This is a genomic window from Sphingomonas parva (ex Maeng et al. 2020) (assembly GCF_004564275.1).
In the GTDB taxonomy this organism is placed as follows: domain Bacteria; phylum Pseudomonadota; class Alphaproteobacteria; order Sphingomonadales; family Sphingomonadaceae; genus Allosphingosinicella; species Allosphingosinicella parva.
This window is the reverse complement of sequence record NZ_SPDV01000002.1, coordinates 1-21,720: the sequence shown is the minus strand read 5'-3', so window position 1 is coordinate 21,720 and position 21,720 is coordinate 1. Positions and strand designations below refer to the sequence as shown.

Genomic DNA, 21,720 nt, shown 5'->3' with positions numbered 1-21,720 from the left:
GCGAATGCGAAGATACTCCGAACGCGGATCCGGTCGGACCAACGCCGGTGAAAGTCTTGGCGCTGACACGTTACGGATCCCTGGCGGCGAGCACGCGGCAGCGATTGTTGCAATATCTTCCGTATCTCGAACAATCGGGATTCGAGGTGCGCTACCAGGCCCTCCTAGGCCAGGATTACGTTGCAAACCTTGCCACCGGCAGGGGCTACTCGCGAAGCGCCATCGCGCGCGCCTACTTCGAACGGATGGCTTTGCTCGCCCGCGCCCCAGACGCAGACCTCATCTGGATCTACGCCGAGGCCTTTCCCTATCTGCCTGCGTCTTTCGAGCGCCTCGCGTTTCGAAGCGGTAAGCCGGTGGTCGTCGATTTCGACGATGCCTTCTTCCACAATTACGATTCCAGCCCCCGACCTCTGGTTCGTGCCCTGCTGGCCGGCAAGCTTCAGCCATTGCTCGCCGGCGCCGCGGCGGCCTGTTGCGGGAATGAATATCTGGAGCGCTATGCGAAGCGCTTCTGCCGCCGCACGATGCTCCTCCCCACGGTGGTGGACACCCAGCTCTACCGGCCGGGGAGCAACGGCCGCGGCGGTGACGAAGTGGTCGTCGGCTGGATCGGCTCGCCATCCACCTGGTCTTACATGCGACCGCTGCTGTCCGTCCTGCAATCGCTGCGCGCGGAGCTTCCGGTTCGGTTCCGGGTGGTCGGCGCCGGCACCCAGGCCAAAGCCGATGCGTTTCCGGGCCTCGACTTCGTCACCTGGAGCGAGGCGACTGAAGTCGCCGACGTCCAGGCCATGGACATCGGCATCATGCCTCTTCCCGACGAGGAATGGGCGCGCGGCAAGAGCGGCTACAAGCTGATCCAGTACATGGCCTGCGGCCTCCCCGTCGTCGCCTCCCCCGTCGGCGTGAACAGCACGATCGTCACCGACGGAACAGACGGCTTCCTGGTCACGGACCCTGATGCGTGGCGCTCAGCGCTGAAGCGGCTGATCGTCGACGCAGCGCTGCGCCGCCAGTTCGGCCGAGCCGCCCGGGCTCGTATCGAAGCGGATTATTCCCTGCAGGTGCACGCCCCTCGGCTCGTCGGGCTGCTTCAATCGCTCGCTCAACCCGCTGAAGCGGCAAGGTCCCGATAGACGCGGTCGTAACGCGCGATGCCGAGCTCGACGTCGAACCACGGCAATGCGCGCTCCCGGTGCATTTCCGGTGTCATGGACAGGCCGTCGATGCGCTCCAGCGCCTCCCGATAGGCTTCGTCGTCGAACCGGTCGATAGCGACGCCGGAGCCGGTCTCCTCGACGATCTCGGCGACATCCCCGACACCGGAATTTGTGACGACCGGCAGCCCGAGCGCGAGCATCTCGCCCATCTTGGTCGGGGAGCTCGCCAGTTTCGAGAAGACGGGCTTGATGAAGAACAGGCCGAAGTCGGCCGCGCACATGAACTGCGGCACCTCCTCGCGCGAAGCCGGACGGATGAGCAGCCGATCGGTCCCGATCCCGCGCGTGCGAGCCGCCTGCAGGATCGGTTCCGGCGCATCGTGCGTGACAAACAGGAACCGCGCGTTCGCGTCGCGCTCCAGACACACCCGGAAGAAGTCGAGCATCTCGTCCAGCATGTACCAGGACCCGAGCGAGCCGAGATAGGCAACCACGCGTGCCTCCTGGGGAAGCCCCAGCATGCGACGGGCCGCCTGACGCCCGTCGCGGGTGGTGAGCGGGAAATGATCGAAATCGACGCAGCAGGGGATGACGGTGATGGCGTCCTGCGGCGCCGGGATCTGCAGCTCGGCCCGGGTGAGAAGCTGCCGCTTGCCGGCGTGGGTGAGACTGATGATGTGATCGGCGCCGCGCAGCAGCCGCCTCTCGACCGACTTGAAGTAGCCGTAGACGGCGCGGAATACCGGGTTGATCTGCGGCCAGCTGTGCCCCTCGACGCGTTCGTCGGGCCAGAACCCCCGCATGTCGAACAGGAACCTGACACCCTGGCGGTGCTTCAGATGGAGCCCTGCCATCGCCGGGATGTAGCTGCGGCAATGAACGACGTCGAAGCGATGGCGACGGTGAAGACGCTCGGCCGCGCGCCTCAGCATGGCCATGTCGTAGACCGACGAGAGGATCGGCGGGCTCTTGTGGTAGCGGATCGGGTGCCAGCCGATGCCAGCCGCCTCGCATAGCGCGCGGATCCGGGCACCGTCCGAGGCCTCGCGTGCCTGCTTTTCGCAGCTGAGAACGTGAATGCGGTGGCCGAGCTTCGTCAGGCCTGCGAGATAGGGCAGGACTTGCGAACGACCGAGGGGATCGGTGAGCCCATCGTAGGTGATGTAGAGAACCGAAAGGCCGGGCTCATGCTCGGAAGGCACTGAAATCTTAAGTCTCCCCACACGCGGACTCCGGCGGCTCATGCACCGCCCCCCCGATCGGTGCAAGCAGTCCGCCATGGATTGGTAAAATCCCCGGTCGCCCGCTAGACAGCCGCCCGCCGGTACGAACTTCCCTGTTTGCGAGGACGAGCTCGACGCATGAATGACGATCGTTTCACCGTTCGCAGCGGAACCTCCGAAGCCTTCCGGGAGACTGCCCGATCGCGGCGGGTGGCGCTGCTGCTGCCGGACATGGGCGGTGGCGGAGCAGAGCGCGTGGCCCTTACCCTCGCCGAGTATTTCGTCGCGGCAGGGCACGAGGTGGATCTCGTTCTGATGCGCGCCGAAGGCGCGTTGCTGGCAGCGCTGCCGGCGGGGATCCACCTTGTGGATCTCGGCACCTCCCGCATCCGGAGCGCCATTCCCGCCTTCGCTCGCTATCTGAAGGAGCGTCAGCCGCAGGCGGTGCAGGTGTCAATGTGGCCGCTCACCATCGCCGCGATCGTCGCGCGCGCTCTCGCCGGCAGCAGCACCCGGATCGTGACCAGCGACCACACGATCCTGTCCAAGCAATATCCGCGCTCAAGGCCGCTGATCCACGCTTTCCTGAAATGGAGCGTGCGGCTGCTCTATCCGCGCGCCGAGGCGCGCGTGATGGTGGCGAACGAGGCGGCCGACGATCTCGCCCGGCTCAGCGGACTCGACCGGAGCGCGATCGAGGTGATCTACAATCCGGTGGCGGGTCCTCCCGCCAACCTGCAGCCCCGCCCCGACATCGATCGTCTCTGGGGCGATGCGGAGACCCGGATCATCACCGTCGGCTCGCTCAAGGGCGAGAAGAACCACCCCCTGCTCGTGCGCGCCTTTGCACGCGCCTTTCGAGGACCCCGGGCGAGGCTGATGATCGTCGGCGAGGGACCGCTGCGCGAGCAGCTCGAGCAGACGATCGAGGCGGAAGACGTTCGCGAACAGGTGGTCCTTCCAGGCTTCACCTCCGACCCGTGGCCGTTCTACGCCTCGGCGGATCTGTTCGTCATGTCGTCGGACTTCGAGGGCTATCCGCTGGTGCTGGTGGAAGCGCTGCGATCGGGCCTTCGGATCGTGAGCACCGACTGCAGGAGCGGCCCTCGCGAGATCCTGGATGGAGGTCGCTTCGGTACCCTGGTGCCAGTCGGCGATGAGGCGGCGCTGGCCGACGCGATGCGGGCGAGGCTGGCCGAGCCCATCGACCGCGCCGCCTTGCAGGCGCAGGCGGAGGCGTTGTCCGGCCGCCAGACGTGCGAGCGCTACCTGCGGCTGATGCTGGACGCCGTGCCGGCCTGACGAGCGCCGGCGCACCTATGCGAAGGGTCAGTTCTGTGCGAGCAGCCTCGCGACGACCTGCGCCGTCGCGTCGCGCCAGTGCGGTGGCCGATACCCGAAGGTCTCGATGAAGCGGCTGGTGTCGAGCCGCGAATTGCGCGGGCGCCGTGCCGGCGTCGGCCATTGCGCGCTCCTCACGCCCGTGACCTGCGCCGTCGGGCCACCATGAGCGGCGCTCGTCGCGAAGATCTGCCGCGCGAAATCGGCCCAGCTGCACGAGCCGCCGCCGACCAGGTGGTAGGTTCGGCCGAGGCCGTGGCGGGGATCGCGCTGCCAACGCGCGATCATCGAGAGAATCCCATCCGCCAAGTCGAGCGCCGAGGAGGGACAGCCGATCTGATCATCGACGACCGTCAGGGTTTCGCGTGTTTGCGCGACGGAGAGCATCGTGCGCACGAAGTTCTTGCCGAACGGGCTGAACACCCACGATGTCCGCACGATGATGTGCTCCTCGAGAGCCTCGCGCACCGCCGCCTCGCCCTCGGCCTTGGTGCGGCCGTAGATATTGATCGGAGCGATCGCCGCATCCTCGCTGTACGGCTCGGCGGCTTCCCCGTCGAAGACATAGTCCGTTGAAATCTGGATCATGCGCGCTCCGGCGGCGCGCGCTGCGCGGCCGAGATAGCCGGCCGCCTCTGCGTTCACCTTGCGCGCCGTGTCGATATCGCTCTCGGCTTGATCGACCGCCGTATAAGCCGCGGCGTTGAGGACGACGTCAGGCCGCGCGCCGGCAATGGCGCGCTCGAGGCTGGTCGGATCTTCGAGGTCCAGCTCGGGGCGTCCCACGAATACCAGCTCGATGCCTGGGAAGTACGACGCACGCTCGGCCAGGCTGAGCGCGAGCTGCCCGGCACGCCCGGTAACGAGGATCTTCACGCTCAGGCCGCGCCGAGGCGCTCGCCGGCGTAGCGCTGCTCGCGGATCGGCCGCCACCACCATTCATTCGCGAGATACCAGTCAACCGTCTTGGCGAGACCGCTGTCGAACGTCTCGGCCGGACGCCAGCCAAGCTCCCGCTCGATCTTGCTGGCGTCGATCGCATAGCGCCGGTCGTGACCAGGCCTGTCCGTGACGAAGCGGATCAGTTCCCGCCTCGGGCCGGAGGGAAGCGGGGCGCGTGCGTCGAGCAGATCACATATGGTTTCCACCACGGAGAGATTGGTCCGCTCCTCGCGCCCGCCGATGTTGTAGCTCTCGCCGACCTCGCCGCGGGTGAGAACGAGCTCGAGGGCGCGCGCATGGTCTTCGACGAAGAGCCAGTCCCGCACGTTTGCACCCGCGCCGTAGACGGGGAGGCTCTTGCCCTCGAGCCCGTTCAGGATGACGAGAGGGATGAGCTTCTCGGGAAAGTGATACGGGCCGTAATTGTTCGAGCAGTTGGAGAGCACAACTGGCAGGCCGTAAGTATGGTGCCAGGCGCGAACCAGATGGTCCGAAGCGGCCTTCGAAGCCGAATAAGGAGAGGACGGGGCATAAGGCGTCTCCTCGGTGAAAAGCCCCCCGTCGAAGGGAAGATCACCGAACACCTCGTCGGTCGAGATGTGGTGGAAGCGGAAGCGCTTGCGGCGCTCGTCGCCCAAACCGCTCCAATATTTGAGGGCCGCGTCGAGCAGCTGGAACGTTCCCACCACGTTCGTCTCGATGAACGCGGCAGGTCCATCGATGGAGCGATCCACATGGCTCTCCGCCGCGAGATGCATGATGCCGGTTACCTTCTCCGCCTCCAGCAGGCCGAGGACGAGGTCCCGATCGCCGATGTCGCCCTGCACGAAGCGATAGTTCGGGTCACTTTCGATCTCGCGCAGCGAGTCCAGGTTGCCGGCGTAGGTCAGTCGATCGAGATTGATGACTCGATAGGCGCCGGTCTTGACCAGATGGCGACAGACCGCGGAGCCGATGAAGCCGGCGCCGCCGGTGACGAGTATGGTATCAATCATGCTCACGCTCATAGACGAATCCCGTTTCTACGTAAGCCAGCCGCGGAGCGCTGGCGTCCTTCTGCGACAGCAGCACATCGGCCTCCACGTCCGGCCACTCGACGCCGATCGCCGGATCGTCGTAACGGATCGCCCGGTCGTGCGCCGGAGCATAGGGTGCCGACACCTTGTAGAGGACCTCGCAATTAGGCTCGAGCGTCATGAAGCCGTGGGCGAAGCCCTTCGGCACCAGGATCTGGTTCCACTTTTCGGCCGAGATCACCAAACCCACCCAGCGGCCGAACGTCGGCGACCCCTGCCGGATATCGACCGCCACATCGAAGATCGAGCCGCGAGTGACGCGGACGAGCTTGTCCTGCGCACACGGAGGTGTCTGGAAGTGCAGACCCCTGATCACCCCGGCAGTCGCCGAGAAGCTGTGATTGTCCTGCACCCAGTCGATCGAGATACCCTCGCTCTCCAAGGCGTCGGCCCTCCAGACCTCCGAAAAGAAGCCGCGCTCGTCGGACCTTCGCACCGGCAGGATCTCGACGACGTCGGGCAGCTCGAGCGGCCGCATGATCATCGCGCGCCCTCCGCCAGCATCCTCAGGTAGGCGGCATAGCCGGTCTTGCCGAGCTCCGCGGCCCGCGCCAGGAGCCGGTCCGCGCTGACGTAGCCGGCGTTGAACCCAATTTCCTCGGGACAGGCAATCTTGATGCCCTGCCGGTGCTCGATCGTCCGCACGAAGGACGAAGCTTCGTGCAGACTCTCGTGCGTTCCCGTGTCGAGCCAGGCGTAGCCACGGCCAAGACGGCAGACGCTGAGATCGCCGCGCTCGAGATAGGCCTTGTTGACGTCGGTTATCTCGAGCTCGCCGCGCGCCGATGGAGCGATCGAGCCGGCGATGTCGACGACGTCGGAATCGTAGAAATAGAGGCCGGTGACCGCCCAATTCGATTTCGGGTTGGCCGGCTTCTCCTCGATCGAAAGGACCCGACCCGTCCGCGGATCGAATTCGGCGACGCCGTAACGCTCGGGATCGTCGACATGGTAAGCGAAGATCGTCGCGCCCTTGGGCTTGGCCGCGGCATCGGCCGCCATCTGCGCGAGACCACTGCCGTAGAAGATATTGTCACCGAGCACCAAAGCGGCGGAGTCACCGCCGATGAAGTCGCGCCCGATGAGGAAGGCCTCGGCCAGACCATTGGGACTGGGCTGCTCGGCATAGGCCAGATTGATGCCGAAGGCTTCGCCGTCGCCGAGCAGCGTTTGGAAGAGCGGCAGGTCGCGCGGCGTCGAGATGATCAGTATATCTTTGATGCCCGCCAGCATCAGCACGGACAGTGGATAATAGATCATCGGCTTGTCGAAGACAGGCAGAAGCTGCTTGGAAACCGCAATGGTCGCCGGGTAGAGCCGAGTACCACTACCCCCCGCGAGAATGATGCCCTTCATTCAGGTCCCTATTCGATGCGCGAGCGTGAATCGGTACGCGCTGGCGGCGCGTTAACAGCTGCCGCTAGAGGCAGCAACCGGCGACCCTACCTTTCGGCGCGTACGACGTCGCGCAGGGCGCTCTTCCACCCGTAGAAATAGCGATAGCGGCCTTCTAAGAGCATCCGCGCGATCTGCGGAACGCGGCGAAGCAGCGGCGATCGGGTCAGGGCGATGCGCCGCTCGAGGCTCTCCCGTTCGTGCTCGACCCGCTTCATGGCCCGGTCGATGCCGATGCCCTGCTCCGCCAGGAGGTCCTGCCGCTCCTGAAGCCAATGCGTATAGAAGCCCAGCAGCCGGGCGCGTTCGGCCCAGGCCCCGGACGGAACCGTCCTGGCGCGGGTTCCGACGAGATCAAGGGTTCCGATCTTCCGCGGCTCGCTGAGCAGCCACGTCGTCGCATTCCCGCCGTGCCGCCTGAACAACTGCAGAGGGCGCGGGACCATTTCACGTACGTCCAGCAGGATCGCCATCTCGTTGATCCAGCGGTCGTAGGAGAGAAGGGTCGGTTGGACCAAGTCTCCGGCGCCGTCCGGAATAGGGAAGAGCAGGTCGCGCCACTCCTTGCGAAGCGCCGTGCAGCACCCTTCGATGAGGCCGTCGCTGGTCATGCCCATGCGGTGCAGGTTGCCCAGCTTCGTGATGCCTGTGTCGACCATCTCGCGATCGGTGATGATCTGGTCGTTAACAACCACGCGGGCCCTCGGATGAGCCTCGAATGCGGCGACGACCGTGGCGAGCTTTTCGGGAAGCCACACGTCGTCCTGATCGCTGATGAAGATCAGGCTTCCGTTGCACAGGGTGAGGGCGCGTTCAAAATTGCGCGTGTAGCCGAGCCGCTCCGGATTGGGCTGGAAGCGGATCGCGAACGGCGCATCCTTCGCGAAGCGCGCAACGACGTCTCCGGTGCCGTCGGAGGAACCGTCGTCGCAGATCACCACCTCGTCCGGCAGAAGAGTCTGCTGCGCAAAGCTCTCCAGCTGAGCCTCGATGAAGGAGGCTCCCTGGTAGGAAGCCATGGCTATCGAGATAGAAGGTCTATCTGGCACCGAAAACACCTCGATCACTCGCGCCCACGCGCTTGTTCTTGCATCATCCCTGAGCCTCGGAAACGTCGCTCGCGCAGTCCTGCGATGCCGCCCCGCGCCTGCGGGCGCGGCGATCCGCGATCAGGTGCCCGGCGGCGTTCTTCGCCTCCCACAGGCTCGGTACCCGAAGGATGAAGCACAAGGCGAGATAGGAGACGCCGCCCGCCGCAGTGAGGGCGACGAGCTGGACCGCCGGCGGTCCCGGGACGTGCTGGCGAAGCAGCAGGACGACCAGGGCCATTCCAAGGCTTGCCCCCCAGATGCCGGCAAGATCGCGCAGCTGCGCGAAGCCGCCGTAGCCGATGTTCCGCGCAGTCGGCATCGTGTTCACGAAATAGGCGGCGACCGCGACGGCGAGCTGGCTGTACGCGAGCCCGAAGATGCCGAACAGGCTGCCACCGACCACGAAGCCGGTGCCGATCACCTTCTTGTAGATCTCGATGCGGAAATAGGTGTCTGCCCGGCCCTGCGCGAGCAGCAGCTTGAGGTTCAAGACGTGCATCGGCAACAGGATTCCCACGAACGCAAGGATAGCGAGAATCGGTGCCGCCGGCGCCCATTTCTCGCCGAAAAGGACCTCTATGACGAGGCTCGATAGGAGCGCGAGGCCGACCATCGCCGGCACGTTGATGAGCATCGCCAAGCCGGCCGCCATTCTCAATCCCCGCCTGAGGGCCTCGGGATCGTCCGCCTTGGCCGAGAAGATCGGGAACGCGAGACCGGACACAACGCTCGACAGGATGCCGCTGGGCAGGTTCTGAGTGCCCGCGGCGCGGCTGTAGAGGCCAAGGTCGCGCGCGCCGTAGAGCTTGCCGATCAGGAGCGAGAAACCCTGGCTGTAGACCAGCTCAAGAGTATTGGAGAAGCCGAGCCACGCACCAAAGCCGAGCAGACCGCGCACCGCTGAGGGCCTAAAGAAGGCGATCGGGCGCCATGGGCTGATGAACCAGATGAGGGCGCTGTTGATCGCCGCCATGAGGCAACTCTGCAGCGCGAGGGCCCAGACGCCTGCGCCCTGCGCGGCCGCGGCCACGCCGACGATGCCGGAGAGGAGGGACGCGGGAATGCCCGCGATCATCAATCGGTCGAACCGCAATTCGCGGGTCAGCAGGGCGGTCTGGACCGCTCCGATACCGGTGAGCGCGATCTGGAGAGCGGCCACCCACAGCAGCGGCTGCAGCAGCGGGTAGCCGTAGAAATCGGCGATCCAGGGAGAGGCCAGCCCGAGCAGCAGGCCGAAGGCGACGCTGCCGATCAGGTTCCACCAGAAAATCGCACTCTCCTCCTGGAGCGTCGTGTCCTGCCGCTGGATCAGCGCGGCGGAGATGCCACCTTGAACGAGATAGATCGAGAAGCTGGAGAAGAAGAGCACCAGCGCCATCAGGCCGAAATCGGCCGGGGTGAGAATGCGCGCCAGGACGATCGAGACGACGAAGCCCACGCCTTGGCGCAGGATCACGTCCGCGGCGCTCCACGCACCGGCGGCAGCGGCTCTCCGTCTCAGCACTTTCCGAACCTTTCCCGCGAGCGCCCCCGGGAGCGCGTCGCGCCCCCCCGCACCCGATAGACATCTTCACGGCGCCCTATCGGACAACGGGCGAAGCGTCCACCTCCCGCATGCGGCGGCAAGTGGCTCTCGCAAGGCGCATTCCTTGCTGACAAGCTCAAATGAAGCTCCTAGAGGAATGGCGATGTTGCCGCCCGTTCAGCCTCGGTGTTCCCATTGATATCGCCTGCGTCCGGCGCAGCAGGCGCGACCCAGCGCCTGCCGACGATCTCGGTTGTGACGGCAACCTACAATGCTCGCGCCTTCATCGACAGACTTCATGGCTCACTCAGTGAACAGACCCTGCATGACTTCGAGTGGGTTGTCGTCGACGATTTCTCCACCGACGATACTGTCGACTACCTGAAGACCCTCCCATCGCCCGGAACGGGGGGCATGCGCCTCTACCGGCTACCGGGCAATTCGGGAGGCGGCCTCGCCGTCGCCACTGGCGTTGCCAAAGCGACCGGCGAAGCGGTCGTCATCATCGACCATGACGATGAGCTATTTCCGGACGCGCTCCGCAGCGTCGCCGAGAACTGGCATCTGATCCGCAAGGACGCCTCTTTGGCCGGGCTGTTCTTCCGGATCGTCGACCCCGCCTCCGACAGCATGATCGGCGCCCCGCTGGCGCCGGGAACCAGATTCAGCCTCAGCTGGATGTCGAACTGCCGCGCGGACATTCACGACGGCAGCTTCGCCCTCAAGGCGGAGGATGCGAAGCGACACTTCGCGCCCGAGGTCATGGAGAACGTCTGCCTGTTCGGGGCTCCTCTGACCGAGATGTCGCAGGACAAGACCTTTCTCGTCGCCGATGCGGGGCCGCTGCGCTTCTACCATCGCGACAATCCCAGTTCGCAGACCAACTCGGTGAAGGTCTCCCGCAAAGTTGTCTATTCCTATGCGCGGCTGCTCGACCTGGCGGATCGGTGGTACTTGCGCCAGCCGATGCGATGGCTGCGCCATACCCTGGCTCTGATCCGGTTCTCGATGTTCGTCCATCGCAACCCGTTCCACCATCTGCGTCACATGAAGCGGTCCCTGCCGAAGCTCCTCTCGCTGCTGCTGACCCCCGCCGGCGTCGCTTCGTCCCTGCTCGGCCGGAAGCCGCGGCTGGTTGACTTTCCCGTGCTTCCGATCCCCTCTCTCCGCAGCCTGCCCGACCTCCGGAGTTCGCCAGCGACGGTGACGGCTGGGGTGGACACCCGGGACGAAGCGCACCTCCCGTGACTCGCGCGCTTCTCGTGATGCGCAGCCTCGCTTCCTCGCACACGCTTGCGGCGGGCCTTCCCGTCGCGACCAGCTCAGAACAGGACGGGCCACGCCGGCCCACTCGAAGGTAGGATCCTTGACCAGCGAACCCCGCAAGACCGTCGTAATCATCTCCGACAATGCCGAGCTGGCGAGTTTCGCGCTCCAGCAGCATAAGGAGCAAGCGCTCACCGACATCTGCGAGTTCCGCTTGCGCTACTCCTCGGTGAACCGCTCGCCCGGCGGCCTGATCTCGCTGGGCGGCACGCCGATCAACATGCGCGATCCGGCACAGGTTGAAGAGGTGATCGATACGGCCGACCTGGTCTTCAGCCTCCACTGCAAGCGCATCTTTCCCGAGCGGCTCGTCGAAGCCGTCACCTGCATAAACTTCCACCCGGGCTACAATCCCTACAATCGGGGCTGGTACCCGCAGGTGTTCAGCATCCTCAACGGCGCTCCGCTGGGTGCGACCATCCACCTGATGAACCGTGAGATCGACGCTGGGCCGATCATTGCTAGGGAGCGTGTCAAGCTCGAGCAGGGCGACACATCGTACACGGCTTACCGCAAGGTTATCGACCTCGAGAAGGAGCTCATCCGCCGCTTCCTCAAGCCCATCGTTCAGGGAGCCTATTTGTCGAGCGAGCCTGAGATCGAGGGAAATTACAATTCGATCTCCGACTTCCGGGAGCTTTGCGCCCTTGACCTCGACCAGAGGGGCACACTCCGCGAGCACCTGGCGCTGCTTCGCGCCCTGACGCACCCGCCGTTCAAGAACGCCTATTATGACGACGATGCCGGCAACCGCATCTTTGTCGCGCTCGACGTCGAGGTGCGCCCCGGCCTCAAGGCGGCTCCGAAGGAGTGCTAGAGGCCCGCAGAGGCGGCGCCTCGATCCCACGAAGGTAGCGCGTCAGGCATCGGCCGACCCGAAATGCCGGCGACATTTCGCGACGAAGTCATGAACGTAGTCGTCCTCGAGCTCACGCGTGCGCCGGATGCGTTCGAGCAGGTCCGGTCGCGTCCTGATCGCCCAGCCGACCTGGTCCTCGCCATAGGCGAGACCGTAGCGGCGCTCGGGGTCGGGGACCCATTGTTGAGCAGTCACCTCCTCGTCAGGCACGACGATCGGAACACATCCGCACAGCGCCGCATAGGTGCTGTAGAACGTGTACATGTCGTACGAGTAGAGAGCGGTGCACTTGTTGAACACGGCGGCGCGTTCCTCGTGCGACATCTCGTCGACGCAAACCGCGTCCGAAGGGTGCCGATCGATCTTCAGCGACGGCCGAAGCGCCCCCTTCCGGACGACATAGCATGTTCCCTCACGGGGCCCGAAGTTTGTCTGTCGGTACGCCGGGTTCAGATAGGTAAGCTGAAGGTGGTGGTCCGGATGCGGGTTGATCGCCGGATCGTTGAAGCCGGGCTCGTAGAAGAAATAGATCTCGCCTGGGCCGTAATCGACGCGACCTCCGGTGTGGAAGCCGGGCCGATGGAGGAACCACCGCGCCACCCTGGCGCTTCCGAGCGGGTTGCCGGCGACCATTTCCGGGTAAACGACCGTTGCGCCCGCCAGGTCGCGATAGCGCGCGATCCTTCTCGGGAACGGACCGGTGGAGAAATGCTTCTCGTCTCGGCGAGCCAGGTAGCCGAGGTGACGTCGCAGCGTGGGCCACTGCCAGCAGCGGCGGGTGGGAGGTTTCGACATCGGCCACAATGCGGCCGGGTAGCCGAGCTCGTTCAGGCGGGCGCAGAGGGTGTGGAGGACGATCCGCCCGCCGACATTCTCGTCGAAGGACGGCGCGAAGATGATGAACTCGGGCTTACGCATATCGTCTCTCATCGTTCTGCTGGACCCACGTACACTTCTGCGCTGAGTGAAGCGAAGCACGATCCCTCGGCTGCGGGATCCGTTCCCCTCCACCTCAGCTCGAGTGGATGCAGCGCGGGCTCAGCGGCTGGAGCCGACCGCGCAGCCTGTCCCATCGGACCTCCCGCGGCCGAAGAGCAACCAGCCCGCGCCAGGAACGCTCTTCGCCCCCCGGCGGCGCGCGTGCGACGAACCAGAGGGCGCTGCCTAGCGGGAAGAGGCGAATCCGTCCAGCAGCCGCGGGCGGCCGCTTCGGAACCCGTTCCGCGAGGCGATCGGCTGCCCCATCATCCCTCTGGACCTTCAGACGCCGCACTCTTAATGGAGCGGGGCGGGACGCCGGCGCGCCGGCCTACAGGATCAAATTCGTGCGAGACAGAGTGCTCCAACGCCATGTGACCGACGCCGAGCGGTCTCGGACGCACGCTGCGGCACGGCCGGTCGGCGACTGGCGACCCGCCAGGACGCCGCAATGACCGGATCAGGCCTTCGCGACGATCCAGTGCCCCGATCTCCAACCACCCGCGCCTGATTAATCCGAAATCCAGGTCTTCTGATGCATGCCGGAGAGACTGATGCAATCGAACATGCTTGCCTACTTTGAGAATGGCGCCGCACGCCACCATCCGGATAAGATTGCGATCGTCGACGGCTTGACGCGGATCACCTTCTCCGAGCTGGAGCGCCGGGCAAAGCATTTCGCTTCGGTGCTCGTCTCCCGGGCAGACGTGCTCAACCAGCCGATCGCAGTGTACCTGCCCAAATCGGCGGACGTGGTCGTCGCAGATCTGGCCGTCGTCTATAGCGGCAACCTCTATTCCAACCTCGACGTGAAGTCCCCACCGCAGCGGCTGAAGAACATCCTCTTGAACATCGGTCCGCGGCTGGTGATCACCTCCCGCGACCGCGCGGCAGACGTCCTCGCAGCGGGCATCGCGCAGGATCAGATCGTGCTCGTCGAGGAATCGCATGAGCAACCCGGCGCCACTGACTTTCAATGGCTGACCGAACGTCGAGACCGGATCATCGACACCGATCCTCTCTGCATCATCAATACCTCGGGCTCCACCGGCACCCCGAAGGGCGTGGTGCTGAGCCATCGCGGCACGATCGACTTCATGGACTGGGTGTTCGAGACGTTCGATTTTGACGAAAGCTACACGATCGGCAGCCTGTCGCCGTTCTACTTCGACATTTACACTCTGGAGTTGAACGTCTGCCTCGCCAAGGGTGCGACGCTGGTGATCGTGCCCGACGAGCTGCCGATCTTCCCGGCGAAGTTGATGATGTTCTTGGCCGAGGCACAGATCGACTTCCTGTTCTGGGTTCCATCGATCATGGTGAACATCGCGAATATGGGGCTGCTGGACAAGATCGCGCTGCCCGCCCTTCGCAGGGTATTCTTTGCCGGCGAGGTATTCCCCACGCGACATCTCAACATGTGGCGCCGCGCGCTGCCGCAGGCGCAGTTCGTCAACCTTTACGGCCCGATCGAAATCCATGTCGACTGCACCTACTACATCGTTGAAGGCGAAATCCCCGACGATCAGCCGCTTCCGATCGGTTACCCTTGTCGCAACAGCGATATCCTGATCCTCAACGAGGCCAATCAGCCTTGCGCAGTGGACGAGCAGGGCGAGCTCTGCGTCCGCGGCAGCTCGCTTGCTCACGGCTATTGGAACGATCCGGAGAAGACGGCGCGGGCGTTCGTGCAGAATCCGCTCAACACGCGCTACCCGGAATTGATCTACCGCACTGGCGACCTGGCCCTTCGCCGCGCCAACGGCCAGATCTTCCTTGCCGGTCGCAAGGACTTCCAGATCAAGCACATGGGCTATCGCATCGAGCTCCCCGAGATCGAACACCAGGTCCTGGGAATTCCCGGCATTGCGAATGCCTGCGTCGTCTACGACCATTCGCGGAAGGCGATCACCCTCTTCTACCAGCCATCCGGGGCCGACGTCCCGATTTCGACGATCCGCCAGGCGCTTTCCGAGATCTTCCCGAAGTACATGCTGCCCACCGCCTTCCACTCGATGGAACAGCTGCCGATGAACCCCAACGGGAAGATCGATCGCAACGGTCTGGTGCAAAGCCTCGCGGCCGACCAGTGACACGAGACGGGGGGCTGCAAGCGGTGTCGCCTCGTTTTGCGAGGCCACGGCCGGAGCGCCGGGCTGAACGATGATCTTCGTCGGTGGCGGATCCCTGCTCTCGCAATCGGTAGCGTTCGCGCGCGCGGCCGGCTTGAGCGTCAACGCGGTATGCTGCCCGCCGGGGGACCCGGCGATCCCGAAGCTCCGGCGCCTGGAGGTGCCGCTGCTCGAGTCGGGCAACCCCAGCGAGGACCTGCCATCCGTCCTGCAGGACTTCGAGGAGGACAAGGTCTTCTCCATCAACAACAAGTTTATCTTGAGCGACGCGCTCCTCTCGCTTGGCAACGAGTTCTTCAATATCCACAACGGCCTCGTCCAGAGATACCGCGGGATCGCGGAGGTCTGCATCTTCGCGGCGATCTGCAACGGAGAGCCGTCCTATGGCGTGACCCTCCACCGACTGCTGCCGAATCAGAAGGTCGACGCGGGCCCCGTCGTGGCGCAGTCGGCTTTCGAAATCGAAGGCGGAGACTTCGCCTCGGTGATGGGCCTTTCCCTCCGCACTTTTCGTGAGGTCTTTGAGAACAACCTCCTGAAGATCGCGTCCGGCGAGCACGAGGCGCGCTATGTCGACCTCTCGGGAGCGGCCTATTCCTACAGGGATGTCACCAAGATCCGCGCATCCGCCGAGCCCGTCAGGCTCGCGAGGGCAAGCCACTTGGGCGTCTACAGGGCCTTCTTTCCCGAGCTCGCCCGCTTGATCGAGAGCCCGCTCGACGGATAGGCGCACGGGCATGGCCACTGGTCTCGCGAACGACGCGGCGCCGTGATTGACGGCCGCGGACGGGCTGCTTGACCGGATCATGATTTTGCACAAGGAACGGAATTCATGAGCAAAGTACCCGCGATCCTCGCCCAGGTCCGGCCTGAGGTAGATTTCACCGGCGCCGCCGACTTTTTCGAGGAAGGCCTGCTCGATTCCTTCGATCTCGTCACGCTCGTGTCCGAGCTCGACAAGGCCTATGGCATCTCGATCGACGGGATGGAAATCGTTCCCGACAACTTCAATTCGATCGCGGCGATCGAGACGCTGCTGCGGCGAAACGGGGTGACGCCGTGAAACTCTCCTACAGTGGCAAGGCGATCACCGGGATGCTGACGGTGGTGCCTGCCCATGAGCGCAAGTTCGTCGACGAGATGGCGAACTTCAATTTCTCGCCGAAGCGCTCGATCAAGCTTGCCGAGGTGATGGGTTACGATCGCCACAGGATCGTCGCCGGCGCGGTGACCTCGTCGGATCTGGCGGTTGCCGGTCTCGAGCACCTGTTCGCGGGCGGCAAACTTCAGCGCGAAGAGATCGATGCGCTCGTCGTCGTCACGCAGACTCCCGACCACCTGATGCCCGGCACGTCCAAGGTCGTGCACGGGCGGCTGGGGCTCCATCACGACGTCTTCTGCATCGATCTGAACCAGGGCTGCGCCGGGTTCATCATTGGCATCATGCAGGCGTTCATGCTTCTCGATCAGCCCACGATCCGGAAGGTGGTCCTGGTCAACGTCGACGTGATGAGCCGCAAGGTCTCCCCACGGGATCGCAACAGCTATCCGCTCATCGGCGACGCCGCGTCCGTCACTATCCTGGAATGCGACGCCGGGGCGCCTGCGATCGAGGCGCGGCTGAAGATGGACGGTGCTCGCCGAGAGGCCTTGATGATCCCCGCCGGGGGCCTCCGCCGCCCTTCTGACGCGACTACGGCCGAAATGGTCGAGGACGAGGAAGGGAATTTCCGTGCGCTCGACAATCTGAAGATGGACGGCTCGGCCGTGTTCAACTTCGTCCTTACCGAGGTCCCGGAGCTGATCCGCGGGCTGCTCGCCGAGACGAATACGGACGTCGCCGATATCGACTCGTTTCTCTTCCACCAGCCGAACCGATTCATGTTGCAGAAGCTCGCCGACAAGCTCGGCGTGCCCTACGACAGGATGCCGAGCAACGTCGTTGAACATTTCGGTAATTCGAGCGGTGTCACGATCCCCGTCGCCACAACGTCGAACCTGTCGGCCCGGCTGGTCGAGGAAAGGTTGCGCGTTTGCTTGGCCGGTTTCGGTGCGGGCCTCACCTGGGGCGCGATGCTGCTGGAGCTTGGGCCGCTGAATTTCTGCGAAATGATCGAATATCAAGAGGATAATCAGAATGGATGAGTTCCTGGCCGAGATGGCCGAGATTTTGGAAGAAGACACCGTCAATCCGCGCGACGAACTCACCAGCTTCGAGAGCTGGGATTCGCTCGCCACGCTCTCGGTCGTCGCGATGGCGGACGACAAGTTCGGCGTGAACATGTCCGCGCAGGAGCTTCAGCGCGCGGTCACGGTCGAAGACCTGTACCAGCTGATCACGGCCAAGAAAGCAGCGTAAGCCCGGTGAACACCCCGTTGAATCCGCTCGATCTCAGCGGGCGCCATTTTCTCGTGACCGGCGCCAGCTCTGGTATCGGCCGGAGCACGGCGATTCTCCTGCACCGCCTCGGAGCCCGCCTGTCGATCGTGGATCTCGACGAGGCCGGGCTTTCGGCCGTGCAGGCGGAGCTGCGCGGAGGCGGGCAGGTCGAGCCGCACCGGACTGACCTCTCGGACATTCCGGCGATCGAGCCGCTCGTCGGCCGTTGCGTGGCGGCCAACGGACCGCTGCACGGCGTCGTGCACTGCGCCGGCATCCAGGCGATCGTGCCGGTACGGACGCTGCAGGTTGAAGGATGGCGTAAGATCTTCGCGGTAAATACCGAGGCCGCGCTGATGCTCGGGAAGACGATGTCGAGCCGGAAGGTGTATGCTGGAGAGCACGGTTCGATCGTGTTCATCTCGAGCGTGATGGGCATGGCCGGATCCATCGGAGCAATCGCTTATTCGATGAGCAAGGCCGCGCTGGACGGCATGGCGCGTTCCCTGTCCCTGGAACTGGCGCCACGCGGCATACGCGTCAACTGCATCGCCCCCGGCTTCGTTCAAACGCCATTGTTGGAGCGGACGGGAAAGCTCTGGGACGAAGGGCAGAGGAAGGCGGTCGAGGACCTGCACCCGCTGGGCTTCGGAAAGCCGGAAGACATCGCGAATGCCGTCGCCTTCCTGGCAGCGGACACCGGACGATGGATCACCGGCTCCGTGATGGTGGTCGACGGCGGCTATCTCGCTCGCTAGTATTCTGGAGATCAGCATGTCCGATCAAGCAGCGTCCGTGCCCTTCGTCCTCATCACCGGCGCGTCGTCGGGGATCGGCCGAGAGATGGCCGTCGCGTTGTCGACCGAATATCCCTTGATCCTGGGCGGCCGCGATGCCGATCGTCTTGAGCTGACGCGGCAGGCTTGCCATGCGCCCGAGCGGCACCTCTGCTGGGCACGCGACCTGGCCGACATCGGCACGCTCGGCGGTGCGCTGTCCGGCTTTCTTCAGGAGCACGGCGCCTCCGTCTCCGGCTTCGTCCATTGCGCCGCGATGTTGAAGGTGCTGCCATTGCGCAGCATCGGCATCACCCACGCCCAGGACGTGATGAACACCAACGTGCTCGCCGCGTTGGAAATCGCGCGCGTGCTGACGCGCAAGAACGTCAATCGCAAGGCGCTGAACGGGATCGTCTTCATCTCGAGCATTGCCAGCCAGTTCGGCGCGAAGGGTTTCACCGCTTATTGTGCGAGCAAGGCTGGCCTCGACGGCCTGATGAAGGCGCTGGCGGTCGAGCTCGCGCCCGAGGTGCGGGTGAATTCGGTTCTGCCGGGCAGCGTCCGCACGCCGATGACCCAGGCGATGTACGACGATGCCGAGCTCGCCGAGCGGCTGACGCGTGACTATCCCCTCGGTGTCGGCTTCCCGTCCGACATCAACGCGGCGGTCGCGTGGCTGCTGTCCGACCAGGCGCGTTGGATTACGGGCCATCAGCTGGTCGTGGACGGCGGCCGATCGGCCAACATTTCCGCATGAGCCCCTTCGTCATCATCGGCGCGGGCGGGCTCGGCAGGGAGCTTCTCGGCTGGATAGCGGGCTCAGGACCGGCGGCGCGCGAGCGTTTCAAGGTTGAAGCGTTCATCTCGGAAGCGGACGATGCGGGCGGCACGTGTCACGGCCTTCCGGTGATTCGTCCCGAGGCGTGGCAGGGTCCGCCGCCTCGCTTCATCATCGCATTTGCAGATCCCGCGGAAAAGAAGCGCGTCGCGCTGGCTCTCGCCGCGCGCGGCTGGCAGGCGGAAACCTACATCCATGAATCCGCGGCGGTCGGGCTGGGCGCGCGGATCGGCGCCGGCACGTCGATCTTTCCGTTCTGTCGGATCTCCTCCGATTGCGAGATCGGCGAGCACGTGCTCGTCAACGGCGGGTCGGGAGTCGGCCACGACTCCGTCGTCGGAAGTTACTCCTCGTTGCTCGGGGCGGTCAGCGTCAACGGCAACGTCACGGTAGGAGAAGGCGTGCTCTTCGGGGCCGGGAGCACGATCTATCCCGGCAAGAAGATCGGCAGCTGGGCAACGATCGGACTGGGCAGTGTCGCCCTTCGAAACGTTCCCGAGCGCGCGACGATGTTCGGCAATCCCGCGCGCCGAATCGGCTGAGGAGCGCCGCCGTCTAGGTTGCGGGCGGCGATCTATCGCGCAGCCTTGATCGTTTCGATGATCCGGCGCTGGTCACCTTCGGAAAGCTCCGGATAAATCGGCAGACAGAGGACGCGCTGAGCCGCTCTCGTTGCCACCGGCAGCCGCTCCTCCTGAGCGGACGGCAGGCCGCGGTACATAGGGAGCGTCGAGAGGAGTGGATAGAAATAGCGCCGTGAGTTGACGCCCTGCTGCTTCAGCGCTTCGTAGAGCGCGTCGCGGCTTGCGCCGAACTCCGGGCCGACTAGAATCGGAAAATAGGAAAAGTTTGGTTCCGTGTCCGCGGGGATCGGGAGGCAATCGAGGCCGTCCAGCTCTCCGAGCTCGGCACGGTAAAGCGCGTCCACACGACGGCGCTCGGAACGGACGTGCTCGAAATGCTCGAGCTGGAGAAGGCCCAGCGCGGCGTTGAACTCGCTCATCTTCGCATTCGTGCCGACGGCGGGGATCGTCACCTCGTCGGCGATGCCGAAGTTGCGGAAACGATCGACGGCGACGTTCGCGTCGCCATCGCGAACCACCACGGCGCCCCCTTCGAACGTGTTGAACGCCTTCGTCGCGTGGAAGCTCAGAGTCGAGAAGTCTCCATAGGAGAGGAGGCTGCGGGCCCGATAGCGAACACCGAACGCATGGGCGGCATCGTAGATGACCTTGAGGCCGTGACGCGTGGCAATCGCCTGGATTGCCTCGACATCACATGGATTGCCGTAGCAGTGGACCGCAACAATCGCCGAGGTGCGCGGCGTGATCGCGGCCTCGATCAGATCGGGATCGATGTTGAGGTCGCCCGGCCGCACATCGACGAAGACGGGTTCCAACTGGCCCATTTTCACGGAATGCGTGGTCGCGACGAACGAATAAGGCGTGGTGATGATTTCCCCGCTCAAGGCGGCGGCGTCGATCGCGACCGACAGCGCCAGCATGCCGTTCGTCATCAAGGCGACGTGCTCAGCCTCGAAATACTCGCAGAGCCGAGCTTCGAGCTGCGCGTGGAACGGCCCCTTGTTGGTGAGGACACGACTGTCCCAGATCTGCTCCAGGAGCGGCAGGAATTCGGCGAGGGGCGGCAGATATGGGCGCGTGACGTAAATAGTGTCCGACAAGCTATGCTCCGAAATCTACGGCTATAGGCGCGCCGATCCCAGCTCTCGCCCGCTTCTCAACCCGCCCTCGCCCTCCTAGCGTCCTCGCCAGCTTTCGCAACCCTGCGCGGCGGGCGCTCACGGGGGTTCTCGCGACAAGATTTTGCGCTAGGAAGCGAGAAACGTCTGCAAGGATACCAGAAGCGACATGTGCGGCATAGCTGGTCTTATCTCTCATGAACGCGCCGATCCCGCGCATGTTCAGAAGATGATCGATCCGATCGCGCATCGCGGGCCGGATGACCGGGGCGTCTGGACCGACGCGGAGGCCGGCATCGGGCTCGGACATCGGCGGTTGTCGATCATCGATCTCTCGCCTCTCGGCCATCAGCCGATGGAATCGGCCGACGGGCGCTACGTCCTCACCTACAATGGCGAGATCTACAACCATGCCGATCTGCGCGTCGAGCTGGAGGCGTCCGGCGGCAGCGCCGGGGGCAACGGCATTGCCTGGCGCGGGCATTCGGACACCGAGACGCTGGTCGAGTGCATCGCCGCCTGGGGTCTCGAGGCGACGCTCAAGAAGTGCGTCGGCATGTTCTCGCTCGGCCTGTGGGACCGCAAGCAGCGTACGCTCCAGCTCGCCCGCGACCGGTTCGGCGAGAAGCCGCTCTATTACGGCTGGGTCGGCAAGGATTTCGTCTTCGCTTCGGAGCTCAAGTCGGTGCGCGAGCATCCCGGCTTCGAAGGCACGATCGACCGTCGCGCGCTGGGGCTGTTCGCCGCCAGAACCTATGTCCCGGCGCCCTTCTCCATCTACCGGCACATCTTCAAGCTGGAGCCGGGCTGCATTCTCACCGTCGATCGGGACGGTGCGGCGGCGCCGCTGGCCGAGGCGCCGGCAGAGGGCAAGCCCTCGCGCGGAATCCGCCTGGAGCGCTACTGGTCCTATCGCGATGTCATGCGGCGCGGTTTCGCGGACCCGATCACCGACGAGGCCGAGGCGCTC

The 21,720-nt window shown here is 64.7% G+C and carries 22 protein-coding genes; 13 read left to right on the top strand and 9 right to left on the bottom strand.

The window, feature by feature from the left end; genetic code table 11:
• Nucleotides 1-107 precede the first annotated feature (107 nt).
• The gene (locus E2493_RS01235; protein WP_135082923.1) at nucleotides 108-1,139 is read left to right on the top strand and encodes a glycosyltransferase family 4 protein; all 1,032 of its coding nucleotides are present in this window, start codon (nucleotides 108-110) and stop codon (nucleotides 1,137-1,139) included.
• Here the strand turns inward: E2493_RS01235 and E2493_RS01230 are convergent.
• Nucleotides 1,109-2,683: a glycosyltransferase family 4 protein gene (locus E2493_RS01230; RefSeq protein ID WP_225421068.1), complete on the bottom strand. Its 1,575-nt coding sequence runs from the start codon at nucleotides 2,681-2,683 to the stop codon at nucleotides 1,109-1,111. The genes E2493_RS01235 and E2493_RS01230 overlap by 31 nt on opposite strands.
• Between E2493_RS01230 and E2493_RS01225 the strand changes: the two genes are divergently transcribed.
• Nucleotides 2,642-3,688, top strand: a complete 1,047-nt coding sequence (locus tag E2493_RS01225; RefSeq protein WP_263854050.1) for a glycosyltransferase — start codon at nucleotides 2,642-2,644, stop codon at nucleotides 3,686-3,688. The genes E2493_RS01230 and E2493_RS01225 overlap by 42 nt on opposite strands.
• A gap of 27 nt (nucleotides 3,689-3,715) precedes the next feature.
• On the opposite strand, the gene rfbD is transcribed toward E2493_RS01225, so the two are convergent.
• The 6 genes from rfbD to E2493_RS01195 all read right to left on the bottom strand — a co-directional run bounded on the left by rfbD (nucleotide 3,716) and on the right by E2493_RS01195 (nucleotide 9,687).
• Nucleotides 3,716-4,603: a dTDP-4-dehydrorhamnose reductase gene (gene rfbD / locus E2493_RS01220; protein WP_135082917.1), complete on the bottom strand. Its 888-nt coding sequence runs from the start codon at nucleotides 4,601-4,603 to the stop codon at nucleotides 3,716-3,718.
• A 2-nt stretch (nucleotides 4,604-4,605) separates the two neighbouring features.
• Complete coding sequence (gene rfbB, locus E2493_RS01215; RefSeq protein WP_135082915.1) at nucleotides 4,606-5,664, bottom strand: dTDP-glucose 4,6-dehydratase; 1,059 nt, start codon at nucleotides 5,662-5,664, stop codon at nucleotides 4,606-4,608.
• Complete coding sequence (gene rfbC, locus E2493_RS01210) at nucleotides 5,657-6,229, bottom strand: dTDP-4-dehydrorhamnose 3,5-epimerase (RefSeq protein ID WP_135082913.1); 573 nt, start codon at nucleotides 6,227-6,229, stop codon at nucleotides 5,657-5,659. The genes rfbB and rfbC overlap by 8 nt, the downstream gene beginning before the upstream one ends.
• Nucleotides 6,226-7,101: a glucose-1-phosphate thymidylyltransferase RfbA gene (gene rfbA / locus E2493_RS01205; protein WP_135082911.1), complete on the bottom strand. Its 876-nt coding sequence runs from the start codon at nucleotides 7,099-7,101 to the stop codon at nucleotides 6,226-6,228. The genes rfbC and rfbA overlap by 4 nt, the downstream gene beginning before the upstream one ends.
• Before the next feature lie 86 nt (nucleotides 7,102-7,187).
• Nucleotides 7,188-8,207, bottom strand: a complete 1,020-nt coding sequence (locus E2493_RS01200) for a glycosyltransferase (RefSeq protein ID WP_135082909.1) — start codon at nucleotides 8,205-8,207, stop codon at nucleotides 7,188-7,190.
• Nucleotides 8,208-8,232: 25 nt separating this feature from the next.
• The gene (locus E2493_RS01195) at nucleotides 8,233-9,687 is read right to left on the bottom strand and encodes a lipopolysaccharide biosynthesis protein (RefSeq protein WP_225421067.1); all 1,455 of its coding nucleotides are present in this window, start codon (nucleotides 9,685-9,687) and stop codon (nucleotides 8,233-8,235) included.
• Nucleotides 9,688-10,011: 324 nt separating this feature from the next.
• Here E2493_RS01195 and E2493_RS01190 point away from each other — a divergent pair, with 324 nt between their 5' ends.
• Both E2493_RS01190 and E2493_RS01185 read left to right on the top strand, forming a co-directional pair.
• Nucleotides 10,012-11,004, top strand: coding sequence for a glycosyltransferase family 2 protein (locus tag E2493_RS01190; protein WP_167737327.1), 993 nt, complete (start codon nucleotides 10,012-10,014; stop codon nucleotides 11,002-11,004).
• A 118-nt stretch (nucleotides 11,005-11,122) separates the two neighbouring features.
• On the top strand, nucleotides 11,123-11,899 hold the full coding sequence (locus E2493_RS01185; protein WP_135082903.1) for a dTDP-4-amino-4,6-dideoxyglucose formyltransferase: 777 nt from the start codon (nucleotides 11,123-11,125) through the stop codon (nucleotides 11,897-11,899).
• Nucleotides 11,900-11,941: 42 nt separating this feature from the next.
• Here the strand turns inward: E2493_RS01185 and E2493_RS01180 are convergent, their stop codons facing one another.
• Entirely contained in the window at nucleotides 11,942-12,859 is a 918-nt protein-coding gene (locus E2493_RS01180) for a hypothetical protein (protein WP_135082901.1), read from the bottom strand.
• Between the two features lie 614 nt (nucleotides 12,860-13,473).
• Here E2493_RS01180 and E2493_RS01175 point away from each other — a divergent pair.
• The 8 genes from E2493_RS01175 to E2493_RS01140 all read left to right on the top strand — a co-directional run bounded on the left by E2493_RS01175 (nucleotide 13,474) and on the right by E2493_RS01140 (nucleotide 19,590).
• Nucleotides 13,474-15,012, top strand: coding sequence for an amino acid adenylation domain-containing protein (locus E2493_RS01175; protein ID WP_135082899.1), 1,539 nt, complete (start codon nucleotides 13,474-13,476; stop codon nucleotides 15,010-15,012).
• A gap of 70 nt (nucleotides 15,013-15,082) precedes the next feature.
• The gene (locus tag E2493_RS01170) at nucleotides 15,083-15,778 is read left to right on the top strand and encodes a formyltransferase family protein (RefSeq protein ID WP_135082897.1); all 696 of its coding nucleotides are present in this window, start codon (nucleotides 15,083-15,085) and stop codon (nucleotides 15,776-15,778) included.
• Between the two features lie 105 nt (nucleotides 15,779-15,883).
• Nucleotides 15,884-16,114, top strand: coding sequence for an acyl carrier protein (locus E2493_RS01165; RefSeq protein ID WP_135082895.1), 231 nt, complete (start codon nucleotides 15,884-15,886; stop codon nucleotides 16,112-16,114).
• A 32-nt stretch (nucleotides 16,115-16,146) separates the two neighbouring features.
• Complete coding sequence (locus E2493_RS01160) at nucleotides 16,147-17,196, top strand: 3-oxoacyl-ACP synthase III family protein (protein WP_225421066.1); 1,050 nt, start codon at nucleotides 16,147-16,149, stop codon at nucleotides 17,194-17,196.
• Complete coding sequence (locus E2493_RS01155; protein ID WP_135082891.1) at nucleotides 17,189-17,410, top strand: acyl carrier protein; 222 nt, start codon at nucleotides 17,189-17,191, stop codon at nucleotides 17,408-17,410. The genes E2493_RS01160 and E2493_RS01155 overlap by 8 nt, the downstream gene beginning before the upstream one ends.
• A 5-nt stretch (nucleotides 17,411-17,415) precedes the next feature.
• Nucleotides 17,416-18,189 (top strand): SDR family NAD(P)-dependent oxidoreductase, encoded by a 774-nt coding sequence (locus E2493_RS01150; protein ID WP_135082889.1) that lies wholly within the window; start codon nucleotides 17,416-17,418, stop codon nucleotides 18,187-18,189.
• A gap of 16 nt (nucleotides 18,190-18,205) precedes the next feature.
• The gene (locus tag E2493_RS01145; RefSeq protein ID WP_135082887.1) at nucleotides 18,206-18,967 is read left to right on the top strand and encodes an SDR family NAD(P)-dependent oxidoreductase; all 762 of its coding nucleotides are present in this window, start codon (nucleotides 18,206-18,208) and stop codon (nucleotides 18,965-18,967) included.
• Nucleotides 18,964-19,590, top strand: a complete 627-nt coding sequence (locus E2493_RS01140; RefSeq protein ID WP_135082885.1) for a NeuD/PglB/VioB family sugar acetyltransferase — start codon at nucleotides 18,964-18,966, stop codon at nucleotides 19,588-19,590. The genes E2493_RS01145 and E2493_RS01140 overlap by 4 nt, the downstream gene beginning before the upstream one ends.
• 32 nt (nucleotides 19,591-19,622) lie before the next feature.
• Here the strand turns inward: E2493_RS01140 and E2493_RS01135 are convergent, their stop codons facing one another.
• Nucleotides 19,623-20,732 carry a DegT/DnrJ/EryC1/StrS family aminotransferase gene (locus E2493_RS01135; RefSeq protein WP_191992947.1) on the bottom strand — a complete coding sequence of 370 codons (1,110 nt, stop codon included), beginning with the start codon at nucleotides 20,730-20,732 and terminating at the stop codon, nucleotides 19,623-19,625.
• 247 nt (nucleotides 20,733-20,979) lie between these two features.
• Between E2493_RS01135 and E2493_RS01130 the strand changes: the two genes are divergently transcribed.
• Nucleotides 20,980-21,720: asparagine synthetase B family protein (locus tag E2493_RS01130; RefSeq protein WP_404828282.1), on the top strand; the 741-nt coding region annotated here is incomplete at its 3' end.

What these genes read in the sequence shown, in the direction of transcription:
- rfbB (WP_135082915.1), bottom strand. Translation starts at nt 5,664, where the DNA reads ATGATTGATACCATACTCGTCACCGGCGGCGCCGGCTTCATCGGCTCC.
- rfbC (WP_135082913.1), bottom strand. Translation starts at nt 6,229, where the DNA reads ATGATCATGCGGCCGCTCGAGCTGCCCGACGTCGTCGAGATCCTGCCG.
- rfbA (WP_135082911.1), bottom strand. Translation starts at nt 7,101, where the DNA reads ATGAAGGGCATCATTCTCGCGGGGGGTAGTGGTACTCGGCTCTACCCG.
- E2493_RS01180 (WP_135082901.1), bottom strand. Translation starts at nt 12,859, where the DNA reads ATGCGTAAGCCCGAGTTCATCATCTTCGCGCCGTCCTTCGACGAGAAT.
- E2493_RS01175 (WP_135082899.1), top strand. Translation starts at nt 13,474, where the DNA reads ATGCAATCGAACATGCTTGCCTACTTTGAGAATGGCGCCGCACGCCAC.
- E2493_RS01170 (WP_135082897.1), top strand. Translation starts at nt 15,083, where the DNA reads ATGATCTTCGTCGGTGGCGGATCCCTGCTCTCGCAATCGGTAGCGTTC.
- E2493_RS01165 (WP_135082895.1), top strand. Translation starts at nt 15,884, where the DNA reads ATGAGCAAAGTACCCGCGATCCTCGCCCAGGTCCGGCCTGAGGTAGAT.
- E2493_RS01160 (WP_225421066.1), top strand. Translation starts at nt 16,147, where the DNA reads ATGCTGACGGTGGTGCCTGCCCATGAGCGCAAGTTCGTCGACGAGATG.
- E2493_RS01155 (WP_135082891.1), top strand. Translation starts at nt 17,189, where the DNA reads ATGGATGAGTTCCTGGCCGAGATGGCCGAGATTTTGGAAGAAGACACC.
- E2493_RS01145 (WP_135082887.1), top strand. Translation starts at nt 18,206, where the DNA reads ATGTCCGATCAAGCAGCGTCCGTGCCCTTCGTCCTCATCACCGGCGCG.
- E2493_RS01140 (WP_135082885.1), top strand. Translation starts at nt 18,964, where the DNA reads ATGAGCCCCTTCGTCATCATCGGCGCGGGCGGGCTCGGCAGGGAGCTT.